At 64.8% G+C, this 13,410-nt stretch carries 12 protein-coding genes; 5 read left to right on the forward strand and 7 right to left on the reverse strand.

The genetic code is table 11. The features are described from left to right. Window positions 1–145: 145 nt before the first annotated feature. The 3 genes from IVA87_RS33430 to IVA87_RS33440 form a co-directional block, all read right to left on the reverse strand. Complete coding sequence (locus IVA87_RS33430; RefSeq protein WP_247299706.1) at window positions 146–1,132, reverse strand: ABC transporter substrate-binding protein; 987 nt, start codon at window positions 1,130–1,132, stop codon at window positions 146–148. A gap of 418 nt (window positions 1,133–1,550) precedes the next feature. Then, a complete protein-coding gene (gene chrA / locus IVA87_RS33435; RefSeq protein WP_247299646.1) occupies window positions 1,551–2,936 on the reverse strand; it encodes a chromate efflux transporter in 1,386 nt (461 codons plus the stop codon). Next, window positions 2,936–3,754, reverse strand: coding sequence for a chromate resistance protein ChrB domain-containing protein (locus IVA87_RS33440; protein ID WP_247299705.1), 819 nt, complete (start codon window positions 3,752–3,754; stop codon window positions 2,936–2,938). Before IVA87_RS33440 ends, chrA begins: the two co-directional genes overlap by 1 nt. Before the next feature lie 197 nt (window positions 3,755–3,951). Between IVA87_RS33440 and dmeF the strand changes: the two genes are divergently transcribed. From dmeF to IVA87_RS33455, 3 genes are all read left to right on the forward strand, one after another. After that, a complete protein-coding gene (gene dmeF / locus IVA87_RS33445) occupies window positions 3,952–4,920 on the forward strand; it encodes a CDF family Co(II)/Ni(II) efflux transporter DmeF (RefSeq protein ID WP_247299644.1) in 969 nt (322 codons plus the stop codon). Between the two features lie 72 nt (window positions 4,921–4,992). Further along, entirely contained in the window at window positions 4,993–5,823 is an 831-nt protein-coding gene (locus tag IVA87_RS33450) for an N-acyl homoserine lactonase family protein (protein ID WP_247337331.1), read from the forward strand. A 180-nt stretch (window positions 5,824–6,003) separates the two neighbouring features. Further along, the gene (locus IVA87_RS33455; protein ID WP_247299641.1) at window positions 6,004–6,882 is read left to right on the forward strand and encodes a DMT family transporter; all 879 of its coding nucleotides are present in this window, start codon (window positions 6,004–6,006) and stop codon (window positions 6,880–6,882) included. On the opposite strand, the gene IVA87_RS33460 is transcribed toward IVA87_RS33455, so the two are convergent. Both IVA87_RS33460 and IVA87_RS33465 read right to left on the reverse strand, forming a co-directional pair. Beyond that, entirely contained in the window at window positions 6,879–7,070 is a 192-nt protein-coding gene (locus tag IVA87_RS33460) for a hypothetical protein (protein ID WP_247299639.1), read from the reverse strand. The genes IVA87_RS33455 and IVA87_RS33460 overlap by 4 nt on opposite strands. A 31-nt stretch (window positions 7,071–7,101) precedes the next feature. Then, on the reverse strand, window positions 7,102–8,259 hold the full coding sequence (locus tag IVA87_RS33465) for an MFS transporter (protein WP_247299696.1): 1,158 nt from the start codon (window positions 8,257–8,259) through the stop codon (window positions 7,102–7,104). A 177-nt stretch (window positions 8,260–8,436) separates the two neighbouring features. Here IVA87_RS33465 and IVA87_RS33470 point away from each other — a divergent pair, with 177 nt between their 5' ends. Continuing rightward, window positions 8,437–9,696, forward strand: coding sequence for an adenylate/guanylate cyclase domain-containing protein (locus tag IVA87_RS33470; protein WP_247337334.1), 1,260 nt, complete (start codon window positions 8,437–8,439; stop codon window positions 9,694–9,696). 36 nt (window positions 9,697–9,732) lie between these two features. Here IVA87_RS33470 and IVA87_RS33475 read toward each other — a convergent pair whose 3' ends face one another. Then, window positions 9,733–10,977, reverse strand: a complete 1,245-nt coding sequence (locus IVA87_RS33475) for an MFS transporter (RefSeq protein WP_247337336.1) — start codon at window positions 10,975–10,977, stop codon at window positions 9,733–9,735. A 163-nt stretch (window positions 10,978–11,140) separates the two neighbouring features. Here IVA87_RS33475 and IVA87_RS33480 point away from each other — a divergent pair, with 163 nt between their 5' ends. Beyond that, window positions 11,141–12,505: an Nramp family divalent metal transporter gene (locus IVA87_RS33480; protein ID WP_247337338.1), complete on the forward strand. Its 1,365-nt coding sequence runs from the start codon at window positions 11,141–11,143 to the stop codon at window positions 12,503–12,505. Window positions 12,506–12,567: 62 nt separating this feature from the next. On the opposite strand, the gene IVA87_RS33485 is transcribed toward IVA87_RS33480, so the two are convergent. After that, window positions 12,568–13,344 (reverse strand): arginyltransferase, encoded by a 777-nt coding sequence (locus tag IVA87_RS33485; protein ID WP_247277061.1) that lies wholly within the window; start codon window positions 13,342–13,344, stop codon window positions 12,568–12,570. Window positions 13,345–13,410 lie beyond the last annotated feature (66 nt).

The raw sequence follows: 13,410 nt of genomic DNA on the forward strand, positions 1-13,410 counted from the left end.
AGCGCCGCGAGGTCTGCTTCCTGAAGGTGACCCGAACAGGGTCATGCAAGCTGGCCAAGGCCGCCTTTGACCCACTGCAGACATCTTGGAAGCCGCTGGCGTTTCACTTCCATGGACCAACATCGCGAGGCAACTTGAGCGATTGTCAGATCGTCTCATCCGCGATCGACAGCAGCGTGGCCGGAAAGTTCAGATTGAGTTTGTCGGCAGCTTGTCTATTCAGCAGAAGCTCAAATTTCGTCGGCTGGCTGATTGGGATGTCGCCCGGCTTCTTACCCTTCAACAACTCGTCCACGATTTCGGCAAGCCGGCGGGTCGATTCCGTCAGGTCGACGCCGTAAGCCATGAGGCCACCAGCTTCAACGAAGTCGCGATAGTTGTAGATGGCCGGAATTCGATGATTGGCTGCCAATTCCACGATAAGCTTGCGATTGGTTATGTGTTCGGGATTTGTTGGAAAGAACAGGCCATCGACCTTCTCAGCTTCCACTTGAGCGAACATTCGCTCGTATTCAGCTGGAGTATAGTTCTCGATCGGGGCGATCGAAATTGGTACGTTCGCTTCTTTGGCCGCCTGTTCTGCAAATTTCCAGTGCGGGGCGGTGCGTTGTGCAGGAGCCGCCACGAACCTGGTATTCGAGAGTTTACCCACCGTTTCCGTCAAAAATTGAAGTCGCTTTCCAAAGACTTCGTATCCGGCATCGGCGCTCACGCCAGTTATATTCCCTTCCGGCCGAGACAGGCTAGACACGATGCCCAGTTTGATCGGATCGGCACTGATACTTGCTACCGGAATCGACCTCGTCAGCAACTTGAAAGCATTCGACAATGCGTCGTGCATTGAAACGATTACATCGGGTCTCGTTTCCACCACCTTCCTCGCAAGGTCGTTGTAAGCCTCGATCCTTCCGAAGGCAGAATATCGCTCAACGATAATGTTTTGGTTCTCGACGTAACCAAGCCGCTTCAGTTGACGGAAGAAGGAGCTGATCGAACGGCGACCATTCTCGGTCAGATTTTCAGGCAGCTCGGATGGGTGAACTACAGCGACGCGCCACACTTTGCCGGAAGCTGCCCGTGCGAAGGTCGCAGTTGCCAACAAACCAAACGCCAGTGAACGGCGCGTCATCACCCGTTCCAAGACCTCTCTCCTTTTTCGGCAGCATACGCCCGACCGGAGCGGCCCGCCAATGTCAATCCTAGCGGAAATGAGGCTTCAACCGGTTGATGGGCGGATTTTGTGCGTCCGCAAAATGGGCAAATCTGGCTCGCGGCTCGCTGGCCCTTCGTGGTCGCGACCAGTGTCAACACAAGCTCGATTGCTATTCTCGACATGACCGCCTTTCCTCTTACCATCGTCGAAGCCGGCGTTCACGCCGAGCTTGCTAAGAAAAGATTGCAATGCGGCAATGCGTGTTGGCGCTGAGCCATGAAGTACGCAAAGTTCTCCTTCATATGCTCGGCGTATTCCAGGCGATAGCGCTCGTGATCTTCGCCGGTCTGATCGTCCCGGCGGCTAAGAAACGCGCGGTGGTTGGTAAGGGGGGCCCTTAAATTACCCCCGCTACCCGCATCGCCACGCCCGCGGCACAACTGCCGGCGAGAACTGTGAGCATGCCGAGCTTGAACCGGAAGATCGCGGTGGCCGCTGCAATCGACAGCACCAGCGCCGGCACGTCGACGCTCGTCAGCACCGGCATGTCGAAGTCGAACGGGAAGGCGTTCACCGGCACCGTCGCGCGGAACAGCGTGTGCAGCGCGAACCAGATCGAGAGGTTGAGGATCACGCCGACAACCGCGGCGGTGATCGCACTGAGCGCGCCGGCCAATCCCGTGTTGCCGCGCAGGCGCTCGATATAGGGCGCGCCGAGAAAGATCCAGAGGAAGCAGGGCGTGAAGGTGACCCAGGTCGCGAGCAGGCCGCCAAGCGTTGCCGCCAGCATCGGCGACAAACCGCTCGGGTCGCGGTAGGCGGCCATGAAGCCGACGAACTGCAGCACCATGATCAGCGGGCCCGGCGTGGTCTCGGCCATGCCGAGGCCGTCCAGCATTTCATGCGGCTTCAGCCAGTGATAATGCTCGACCGCCTGTTGCGCGACATAGGCCAGCACGGCGTAGGCGCCGCCGAAGGTGACCAGTGACATCTTCGAGAAGAACAGTGCGATCTGGCTGAAGACGTTGGCCTGACCGAAGACGGCGAGCAGGGCGATCACCGGCACGAGCCAGAGCGCCAGCCACAGCGCGCCGACGCGGATCGCGCGCGCCGTATTGGGCCGCACGTGCTCGGGCACGGCTTCGCCGAGCATGCTGTCGATCGCGGCGCCGCTGCCGCCGTGGCCGTGACCAGCCGGTGCGAATTCCGGCCGGCCAGCGCGCGCGCCGGCATAGCCGATGATGCCGGCGGCGATGATGATGATCGGGAAGGGGACCGCAAAGAAGAAGATGGCGATGAAGGCCGCGGCCGCGAGCGCCATCATGATGCGGTTCTTCAGCGCGCGCTTGCCGACGCGGACCACGGCCTCGACGACGATGGCGAGCACGGCGGCTTTCAGTCCGAAAAACAGCGCCTCGACGAAGCTGACATTGCCATAGGCGGCGTAGACGTAACTCAGGCCCATGATGGCGATGATGCCGGGCAGGATGAACAGCCCGCCCGCCATCAGCCCGCCGGCGGTGCGATGCATCAGCCAGCCCACATAGGTGGCAAGCTGTTGTGCTTCCGGTCCCGGCAGCAGCATGCAGTAATTCAGCGCGTGCAGGAAGCGGCCTTCAGAGATCCACTTCTTCTCTTCGACCAGAATACGATGCATCACCGCGATCTGGCCCGCGGGCCCGCCGAAGCTCAAAGAGGCGACGCGGAGCCAGACGCGAAAGGCTTCACCGAAGCTGACGCCGTGACCGGCATCAGCTCCTGCTTGAACGTTGCGGATATCCATTACGCCTTCACCTTGTTGGTCGGCCAGTTGTGGGTCTCGGTGGTGGCGTCGCGGCACCAGCGGTAGAAGGCGTCGTAGAGCAGCATGCCAGCCTCGAGCTGCGCGAGGTCGTCGTCATACATGCGCGACAGTCCGAGCGAGGCCGCGAGCAGGCCCGGCGCTTCTGGCGCAAGATCAGGCCGCGCGGTGTCGGCGCCGCGCACCAGCGTCGCCAGCCGGAGCAGAGGCGGCGAGGCGATCCCGAATTCCTCGATCATGACGTCGAAGGTGCAGAGCTCGCCGCGGTGGCTCCAGAACACGTTCTCAATGTCGAAGGGAGCTGCATTGAACCGCTCGCCGACGCCGATCACCTCGGACGGTGCTACATACAGGAACACCGCATTGGGATCGACAAAGCGGCGGATCAGCCAGGGGCAAGCGATGCGATCGACCTTCGGCCGGGCCCGCGTGACCCAGACAGTGCGCCCTCTGGCATCGCGCGGCGGCAGCTTGCGCGTGTCGAGCAGCGGCAGGTTTGCCGCTTTCCAGCCCTCGAAGCCGCCCTCCAGGGTCTCAGCCTCGACGCCGAGCTGGCGCAGCCACGCCGCCGTGCCCTGCGCGAGCTTTTCACCGCGCAGGCAGGAGACGATGGCCCTTCGGCCCGCGAAGTTGCCGCCCCAGTCCGTCACCTTGTCGTGACTGAGCTTGATAGAGCCTGGGATCAGCCGCCGGTCGGCGGCAAAATCCTCCTCGGTGCGTACATCGATGAGGGCAGGGCTGTTCGCGGTGCCGATCAGCCGTGCCAATTTGTCAGATGAGATGGTCGTGAAAGTAGACATGATGCGTCCTCGCAAGAAACGAACGGGACGCGATGCTTGGGCGTGTCGCCTCGTGGGGAGATCGCTCAAATCCCCATGGCGCCGATTACAGCGAAACTAAGCAGGACTGTCAATCCGCGGCACGATTGGACCTTAGAAAATCGCGCCTCGGCGGTCTATACTGCAGGCCGACAGACCTGAATCTTCTGGAGAATTCGATGCATTCCCACTCCATCGAACAATGGACCCATGACCACGCCTTTCTTGGCGACAAGCACGACGAGAACGAGCGGCGTACCTGGCTCGTGGTCGTCCTGACGCTGGTCATGATGGTCGGCGAGATCGTCGCCGGCTCGCTGTTCGGATCGATGGCGCTGCTGGCCGACGGCTGGCACATGGGCACCCATGCGGCGGCGCTCGGCATCGCCGCCTTTGCCTATCGTTTCGCGCGCCGGCACCTGGGGAATGCGCATTTCACCTTCGGCACCGGCAAGTTCGGCGATCTCGCCGCCTTCTCTAGCGCGATCATCCTCGGCCTGATCGCGATCGAGATCGCATATGAGAGCGTGCTGCGGCTGATCACGCCGGTGCCGATCGTCTATGCCGAGGCAATCGCGGTCGCCGCGCTCGGCCTGTGCGTCAATCTCGCGAGCGCGTGGCTCTTGCGCGGCAGCCACGATCATCATCACGGCCACAGCCACGCGCATGATCATCACGACGATCATGACCACGACCAGGATGATCATGGCCATCACCATCATCATCACGACAACAATCTTCGCGCCGCCTATGTGCACGTCATGGCGGACGCAGCGACCTCGGTGCTGGCGATCGCAGCACTCGCCGTCGCGATGTATTCGGGCTGGGTCTGGGCCGATCCAGCCGTCGGGCTGATCGGCAGCGCCGTGATCGCGAGCTGGGCGTTCGGCCTGATCAAGTCATCGGGGGCGGTGCTGCTCGACGTGCGCGCCGACGAGAAGCTGGAGCGGGTGATCCGAGCGCGGATGGAAGTCGGCGAGGACCGCGTCACCGATTTGCATCTGTGGCAGGTGGGGCCCGGCCATTGTGCCGTGCTGCTCTCGGTGGTGTCGGACCAGCCGAAGCAGCCGGCCGTCTACAAGCGGCGGCTCGCGGGGCTGAAGGGCCTCAGCCACGTCACGGTCGAAGTCGAGACCTGCCCGCATTGATTGGCTTGACGGGAATTTCGCGAACGGGCCGGGGTTGATCCTCGGTCGTCGCCCTGTACGGGAGGAACAACAATGATGCCGAGGATCAAGCTCGCGCTCGCCATCGCTGCACTCGCTCTGCCCGGCGCTTCAGCGCTGGCGCAATCGGAGAAAACCGGGGTCGAAAAGCTCTACGTGCTCAATTGCGGCGAGGGCACCGCCGGCGACCTCTCGCGCTGGACGCCTGGCCTCAACGAGGGCAAGGCGATGGACTTCGTCGACAGCTGCTATCTCATCAAGCACGCCAAGGGCTGGTTCCTGTGGGACACCGGCATTGCGGATTCCGTCGCCGCGATGCCGAATGGACTCGCGCCCGCCGATCCCAAAGCCGTCACTTGGCGCCGTCCGAAGACGCTTGCCGCCCAGCTCGAACAGCTCGGGCTCAAGCCCGACGACGTCAAGGCGATGGCTGTCTCGCACACGCATCCCGATCATACCGGCAATGTCGAGCTGTTTCCGCAGTCCATGCTCTACGTGCAGAAGGCCGAATACGACTGGCCCGGGCCCAATAACGCGCCGCGCTTCAAGCCGTCGCATCCGGTCGAGCAGCTCGCAGGCGACAAGGACGTGTTCGGCGACGGCAGCGTGACCATTCTATCCACGCCCGGCCATACGCCGGGACACCAGTCGCTGCTGGTGAAACTGCCAAAAACCGGCGCGGTGATCCTGTCGGGCGATGCCGTCCACTTCAAGGACAATTGGGACAACCGCCGCGTGCCGAGCATGAACGTCAACAAGGACCAGAGCGCGGCCTCGATGCAGAAGATCGCCGACACGCTCGCCAGGGAAAAAGCGCAGCTCTGGATCAACCACGACAAGGCCCAGCGCGACAGCCAGAAGCTGGCGCCGGAGTTTTACGAGTAGAGCGTTTTCGAGCGAAGTGGGCACCGGTTCGCGCCAAGAAAACGCGTCAAAACAAGCATCCAGAGCTTCCGTTCCGATCGCATCGGACCGGACGCGCTGGGCGTGTGACGAAGCTGCTGCCACGACGATGGCAGCAGCTTCGTGCTAGGCCCGCCAAAAGCTCCGCGACAGGAGACAGCGGTGGGCGAATGGGCCGGGGTTGTGATCGCGCTGGCGTCGAGCAGCCTCGGTGGCACGGCGGCGGCCATTACCCGCTATCTCGTCGGCGGCGCCGATCCGATCATGCTCGCGATCCTGCGCTGGGGGATCGGCTTTCTCTGCCTCGTGCCATGCGCGCTGCTGCTTGGCGTGCGTTGGCCGCAGCGGTCCGATTGGCCGACCGTGGCGCTGCTCGGCATCAGCTTCTTCGGTCTGTTCTTCATCCTCTACAACATCGCGGTGTCCTACACGACCGCTGCCCGCGCCAGTCTTGCGCTCGCGGCGCTGCCGCTTCACACGATGGTGGTGGGGGCGCTCCTTGGCGTCGAGCGGCTGACGGCGCGCAAGATCACGGGTGTCGGCATCGCCGTGCTCGGCGTGGCGGCAGCGCTGGCTACCGGCCTGGCGCACAGTCCGCCAGGGGCCTGGCGCGGCGAATTGATCATGACCGCAGCCGTGTTCTGCATGGCATTCTACAACGTATTGTCGCGTCCGTTGATGCAGCGCTCGAGCGCGCTCGGCTTTCTCACCGTCGGCATGGGTGCGGGTGCCGTCGTGCTGGTGCTGGCGGGTCTGGTGAGAGGCAGCTTTGCGGCGCTCGAGCACTTCACCACGGCGCAGTGGATTGCCGGCGTCTATCTCGGCATTGGCGGCGGCGCACTCGCCTTCATCCTCTGGGTCATGGCGCTGGAGCGGGCAACGCCGACTCGCGTCGCCAACACGATGACGATCAATCCGATCGCCGCCGCTCTGCTTGCTGCGCTCCTCATCCGCGAGCCGATTACGCCTCATCTGCTTGTCGGATTGGTTGCGGTGTTCGCCGGAATCTGGATCGCGACCAGCGAGACGAAGCCCGCCTAGCTCCGCGGGAAGGTCACCGTGGGCGGACTCGCTTCCGGCGGCTTCTTCGGCTTCAGCGTGCCGGCATAGAACGAGAGCAGCCAGACCAGCAGGACGGCGAGGAGATAGACGCCCCAGGCCTGCGGCGGCGTGGTCGCCCAGCGCAGGAGGCCTTTGAACGTGCGCGGCGGGCCGGGGTCTTCGCTCATGGCCCGCTTGTGCGCGAAAGGGGCCGGGCGGTCAATCCGGGCGCGGCCCGGCGCGGATCAGGAACAACGCCGCCAACGCCGACAGGCTGAGCGCGGAGGAGACGATCAGCACCTTGGCGCCCATGACGTCGATCAGCAGACCGAACGCGAGCGGCGCCACGGCCTGGGCCATCCGCGCCGGTGCGCCGATGATGCCGAGACGGTAGCCAAAGTCCTTCGGTCCGAAAATCGCGAGCGGCAGCGTGCCGCGCGCGATCGTCAGGATACCGTTGCCGGAGCCGTGGAACAGCGCAAACGCGCTCGCCGCAGCGCCGCCGAAGATCGCGACGACCACCGCGCCGATCGGATGGGTGAGGCAGGCGAGCCGCGTCGACCACAGCGGATGGAAGCGGCTGAGGAAGCCCGCCTCGAGCATGCGCGCGCCGACCTGGGCCGGGCCGATCAGCGCGCCCGCCGCGATGGCTTCGACGGGTGTTGCGCCCGTCGTCTCCAGGATGCGGGGGAAATGCGCGGCCATCGCGCCGGTGACGGTCCAGACCGCGGCGAAGATGAAGGCAAGCAGGATCATGGTGCGGTCGAGCGGCAAATGCGGCTTCTCGGCGGTCGCTGCCGTCTGCCTCGCGCCCCTGATCACCGGCAGCATGAAGAAGTTGAGGGGCAGGCCGATCAGGATATTGGCAGCCGCCCAGGCAAAGCAGGTCTCGCGCCAGCCGATATGGGACAGACCCCACGCGGTGAGCGGCCAGCCGACCGTCGAGGCGAAGCCCGCCATCAGCGTGATGCCGGTGATGGGCCTGCGCGCCTCGGTGCCGTAGATGCGCCCCAGAGCGGCGAAGGCGGCGTCGTAAAGGCCCATCGCCATGCCGATGCCGAGAATGAGCCAGGCGATCGCCATCACTGCCACCGAGTGCGAGAGGCCGAGGAGGACGAGGCCGGCGGCGATGGTCAGGTTCGAGGCCGAAAGCACCTGCCGCCCGCCGACGAGATCGATCTGCCGCCCGATGCGCGGGCCGAGCATCGCCGAGATCACGAGCGAAGCCGAGAACGCGGCAAAGATCCAGTTGGAGGAAATGCCGAGGTCGTGCGCCATGGGATCGGCGAGCAGCGCCGGCAGATAATAGCTGGAAGCCCAGGCCAGGGTCTGCGTGGCGCCAAGCGCCAGGATAATCGGAAGCTGGCGCCGGCTCATCTGCGCGTGGCTCCGATTCTGGCCGACAAGCTCGTCATTATGGGCATCTGCCGCGCGCGCGGCGAACACGTCAACCGCCCCTGCGACATATTCGATCTGCAAGGGATGGGAGCCTTGCGCACGGCCCGCGCGTGGCTCGCGCCTTTCGCTCGTCACGAATGCACGCCATAATGGCGCATGCAATTGACCTCGCGCCTCGAATTGATGAACTGGATCGCCGGCCAGGGCCTTACCAGCCTGCCCGAACCGGAACTGCTGCGTGGTTTCTGCGAGCGATGCCGCGCCGAGGGGCTGGAACTATCGCGCGGGCTCGTCGTCATCGACACGCTGCATCCGATCTATGAGGGTCGCGGCTTTCGCTGGAGCGACCGGTCGAGCAACGAGAGCGACGCGTTCGAATACGGCTCGACCGCCGAAGGCGATGCGGCCAAGAGCTGGCGCCGCTCGGTGTTCTTCCACATGCTCGAGCATGGCCACGACGAGATGGTGATCGATCTCGCCGACGCGCCGTCGCTGGATTTCTCGCAGATCGGCGAGCTCGCCGAGAAGGGGCACAAGCATTATCTCGCCTTCGTACACCGCTTCGGCGAGAACGGCGCGCTCGGCCTGATGGATTGCCTCTATTCCTGCTGGACGACGCGTCGTGACAGCGGGTTCTCCGAACCCGAGCTCGAAGCCCTGCGCGATCTGGTGCCGGTGCTGGGGCTCGCGATCAAATCGGCACAGCAGGTCGACATCGCCCGCACGCTCGGCCGCGTCTATCTCGGGCGGGACGCCTCCGAGCAGGTGCTGCGCGGACGTATCTCGCGCGGCGTCACCGAGCGCATCAGCGCCGTGCTCTGGTATTCGGACTTGCGTGGCTCGACCGGGATCAGCGAGAGCATCGGTCCCGACGAGATCATTCCGTTCCTCAACGACTATGCGCAAGCGGTGATCGACCCGATCCACGATGCGGGCGGCGACGTGCTGAAGCTGATCGGCGACGGCGTGCTTGCGATGTTCACCGGCGAGGACATGGCGGCGGCGCGCCGCGCCGCGCTACGGGCGGAGCATCTGTTTCGCAAGAACGTCGCGGCGCTGAACGCACGCCGCGCGGCCGACGGTCGTCCCACCACGTCGGCCTATATCGGTCTGCATGTCGGGGAGGTCTTCTACGGCAATATCGGCAGCGAGGACCGGCTCGACTTCACCGTGGTTGGACCGACCGTCAACGAAGTCAGTCGCATCGCCTCGATGAGCCGCTCGGTCGATCGCGAACTGCTCGCGTCCTCGGAATTCTACAAGGGTCTCGACGCCGCCGGCCGGCGCTATCTCGTCTCCACCGGCCGCTACGCACTGCGCGGCATCGGCCGCGCGCAGGACCTCTACACGCTCGATCCCGACGTCGATGTCAGCGAGCCGGTGACGGGGAGCTACGAGCGCTATCTGGCGGGGTAGGTGATTTCACCAGCATCGCCCCGGAATGACCGGGCTTCAGCACCCCGCCACCACTTCGTCCCCCACCATGTCCGGCTGCCGGTCGAGCGCCACCGCCGGTGACAGCAGGATCACCAGGGCCTGTACGCCGAACACTGCCGCTGCGAGATAGAGGCAGGCCTCCGCGCTCCAGAACCCGCCGACGATTGCGCCCAGCGCCGAGCCGAGCGGGCGGGCGCCGTAGCTCATGATGTTGATGGCGGAGACGCGCCCCAGAAGGCGCGGCGGCGTCACCGACTGGCGCAGCGTCGTGGTCGAGATCACCCACAGGATCGGTCCGACGCCGAGCAAGAAGAAGCTCAAAGCCGCAAGCCAGGGCGAGGGGACCAGCACCGTCAGCGCCATCACCAATGCTGCGACGAAGCCGGTGACGGGGCCGAGGCCGACGACCGCGCCGAACGCGACGCGCTGCATCACGCGGGTGGCGACCAGCGCGCCGATCACCATGCCGACGCCGTACATCGTCAGCACGGTGCCGACGCCGGCGGCGGTGAGGCCGAGATGACGCACGGCATAGGGCACGAACACCGCGATCTGCAAGAACCAGCCGGTGTTGAAGATGAATTGGGTGATGAACACCGGCCGCAGCAGCGGATGGTGAAACACGAAGGCCGCGCCTTCGCGGATATCCTGGAACGGATGGCGCCGCGGAGATGTTGCCCGCGCGGGCTCGTAGATGCCGGCGAGCAGCACCACGGCGATCGCCGACAGCGCAGCCGCAAAGCCGAAGGCCGGGCTTGCGCCCCACCAGCCCACCAGCGCGCCGCCGAGCGCAGGTCCGCTCGCAAACGCGATGGTGCGCGCGAGCTCGATCCGCGCATTCGCCGCCGGCAAAAGGTCCGAACTGACCAGCGAGGGCACCAGTGCCGGTGCCGCCACGCTGTAGACGACGGTGCCGCACACAGCGGCAAAGCCGAGCAGCGCCAGCAGCGGCAAATTGAGCGCGCCCAGCGCCAGCAGGAGGACGATGGCCGCGAGTGCAGCGGTCCGCACCGCCTCGGCTCCCGCCATCAGCCAGCGGCGGGAGATGCGGTCGGCGAGCACGCCAGCGGGAATGGCGAACAGGACAAAGGGCAAAGTGAGGGCGGTCTGCAGCAGGCCGGTCCGGCCTTCGGCGACCCCCAGCGTCAGCACGGCAACGATGGGCGCTGCGGCCAGTGCGATCTGCTCGGCCGATTGCGCCGCGAGGTTCGACCAGGCGAGGCGGTTGAAGGTGTCAGGGAGGCGCGGGGGCGTTGACATGGCTCTATCCTGCAAAAGGCGAATTTGCGCCCATGTTCGCCCGCGAGGACCGCCGAACCCACCCGCTTCCCGACAAGGGCCACGGGTCTGCGCTGAGAACCGGTACGGCTAGATGCAGTTGCAAATGAGTTGCAATAAGAAACAAGTCAGGTATTCTGCCGCCATGGATGCCCAATCACCCCATCTGACCCGAGCCCTGAGCCAAGACGCCGCCGGCTGGCGCACCGATGCGCCCACCACCAAGAGCCTCGCCGAGGTCAATTCCACAATTGCCATTCCGGCCGCCGGCCGCTGGTGGCGGCGGCTGCTGGCCTTCGTCGGTCCGGGCTATCTCGTCTCGGTCGGCTACATGGATCCCGGCAACTGGGCGACCGACCTCGCCGGCGGATCGAAGTTCGGCTACACGCTGCTCTCGGTCATCCTGCTCTCGAATTTGATGGCGATCCTGCTGCAGTCGCTGGCAGCGCGGCTCGGCATCGTCACCGACCGCGACCTCGCGCAGGCCTGCCGCGCGACCTATTCGCCGGTGGTGAACTTCCTGCTCTGGCTTGCCTGCGAGGCGGCGATCATCGCGTGCGATCTCGCCGAAGTCATCGGCACCGCGATCGCGCTGAAGCTGCTGTTCGGCATTCCCCTGATCGGCGGCGCGCTGCTCGCCGCGCTTGACGCTTTCCTGCTGCTGCTCCTGATGAATCGCGGCTTCCGTTTCCTCGAAGCCTTCGTGATCGCGCTGCTTGGCGTCATCGCGGTCTGCTTCGCCGTCCAGATCGTGGCTGCGGCGCCGCCGGTTGCGGAGGTGCTGCGTGGCTTCGTGCCAAAGACCGAGATCTTCACCAATTCCGAGATGCTGTACATCGCGATCGGCATCATCGGCGCGACCGTGATGCCGCATAATCTCTACCTGCACTCCTCGATCGTTCAGACGCGCGCCTATGAGCGCAATGACGCTGGCCGGCGCGAGGCGATCAAATGGGCGACGACGGACTCGACCATCGCCCTGATGCTGGCGCTGTTCATCAATGCCGCCATCCTTATCGTCGCTGCTGCGACCTTCCACAGAAGCGGCCATTCCGACGTCGCCGAGATCGGCCAGGCTTTTGAACTGCTGTCGCCGCTGCTCGGTCTCGGCATCGCCTCGACGCTGTTCGCGGTGGCGCTGCTCGCCTCCGGCCTCAATTCAACGGTCACGGCGACGCTCGCCGGCCAGATCGTGATGGAAGGCTTTCTCGATCTGCGTCTGCCGAGCTGGGCGCGCCGCCTGCTCACGCGCGGCATAGCCATCATTCCCGTGATCGTCGTCACCGCGATCTATGGCGAGCGCGGCACCGCCGATTTGCTGGTGTTCAGCCAGGTCGTGCTGTCGATGCAACTGCCCTTCGCCGTCATCCCGCTGGTCCGCTTCGTCTCCGACCGCCGCAAGATGGGGAAGTTCGCGATTCCGATGTCAGTCGCCGCGATCGCGTGGATCGTCGCAGGCGTGATCGTTGTTTTGAACCTGAAGCTGCTGGCGGACACGCTGTTCGGGTGAGTGGCGAGTAGTGAATGGGGAGCGTTTCACCTACTCGCTATCGCCACTCACCATTCGCTTCTTCAGTCTTGCGGCTCGGATGCCACATCCCCCTGCGCGTCGACGCGAAGCCAGCCTGAGGGCGCGAGGCGCTGCTGCGGCAGGAAGCGGGCCTTGTAGTCCATCTTCTTCGAGCCCTCGATCCAGTAGCCGAGATAGACGTAGGGCAGCCCTTGCCGGCGCGCGCGGGCGATGTGGTCGAGGATCATGAAGGTGCCCATCGAGCGGCTGACCTGGCTCGGCTCGAAGAACGAATAGACCATCGACAGTCCGTCGCTGAGCACGTCGGTCAGCGCCACCGCGATCAGTTCCTCGCCGCGGCCGGTGAGGCCGCTGTCGGGGCCGCGTTTGCGGTACTCGATGATGCGGGTCTCGACATGGCTGTCCTCGACCATCATGGCGTAGTCGAGCACGGTCATGTCGGCCATGCCGCCATGGCGATGGCGGGCGTCGAGATAGGCGCGGAATATCGAATATTGCTCGGAGGTGGGAACGGCGCTGCGCTGCTCGCCGATGATGTCGGCGTTGCGCGCCAGCACTTTCCTGAAGTTGCGGGACGGCCGGAACTCATTGGCGACAACCCGGACGGAGACGCAGGCGCGGCACTGGTCGCAGGCGGGACGGTACGCAATCGACTGGCTGCGGCGGAACCCGCCATGGGTCAGGAGATCGTTGAGGTCACCGGCGCGCTCACCCACGAGGTGCGTAAACACCTTGCGCTCATGCCGGCCCGGCAGATAGGGGCACGGGGAGGGCGCCGTGAGGTAAAATTGCGGGGTATCGCGCGAGTGCTGGGTCAAGGGACGTCGTGGGCCTCCAAACTGTGTGTCAGCATCGCGCTACGGAAGCTCCGGGTCAATTGGCCT

It is taken from the genome of Bradyrhizobium sp. 147, from assembly GCF_023073935.1.
Lineage (GTDB): Bacteria > Pseudomonadota > Alphaproteobacteria > Rhizobiales > Xanthobacteraceae > Bradyrhizobium.

Coding starts and splice junctions, on each gene's coding strand:
- IVA87_RS33465 (WP_247299696.1), bottom strand. CDS start 8,259: ATGAGCCGGCGCCAGCTTCCGATTATCCTGGCGCTTGGCGCCACGCAG.
- IVA87_RS33450 (WP_247337331.1), top strand. CDS start 4,993: ATGATGCCGAGGATCAAGCTCGCGCTCGCCATCGCTGCACTCGCTCTG.
- chrA (WP_247299646.1), bottom strand. CDS start 2,936: ATGGATATCCGCAACGTTCAAGCAGGAGCTGATGCCGGTCACGGCGTC.
- IVA87_RS33480 (WP_247337338.1), top strand. CDS start 11,141: ATGGATGCCCAATCACCCCATCTGACCCGAGCCCTGAGCCAAGACGCC.
- IVA87_RS33460 (WP_247299639.1), bottom strand. CDS start 7,070: ATGAGCGAAGACCCCGGCCCGCCGCGCACGTTCAAAGGCCTCCTGCGC.
- IVA87_RS33440 (WP_247299705.1), bottom strand. CDS start 3,754: ATGTCTACTTTCACGACCATCTCATCTGACAAATTGGCACGGCTGATC.
- dmeF (WP_247299644.1), top strand. CDS start 3,952: ATGCATTCCCACTCCATCGAACAATGGACCCATGACCACGCCTTTCTT.
- IVA87_RS33470 (WP_247337334.1), top strand. CDS start 8,437: ATGCAATTGACCTCGCGCCTCGAATTGATGAACTGGATCGCCGGCCAG.
- IVA87_RS33475 (WP_247337336.1), bottom strand. CDS start 10,977: ATGTCAACGCCCCCGCGCCTCCCTGACACCTTCAACCGCCTCGCCTGG.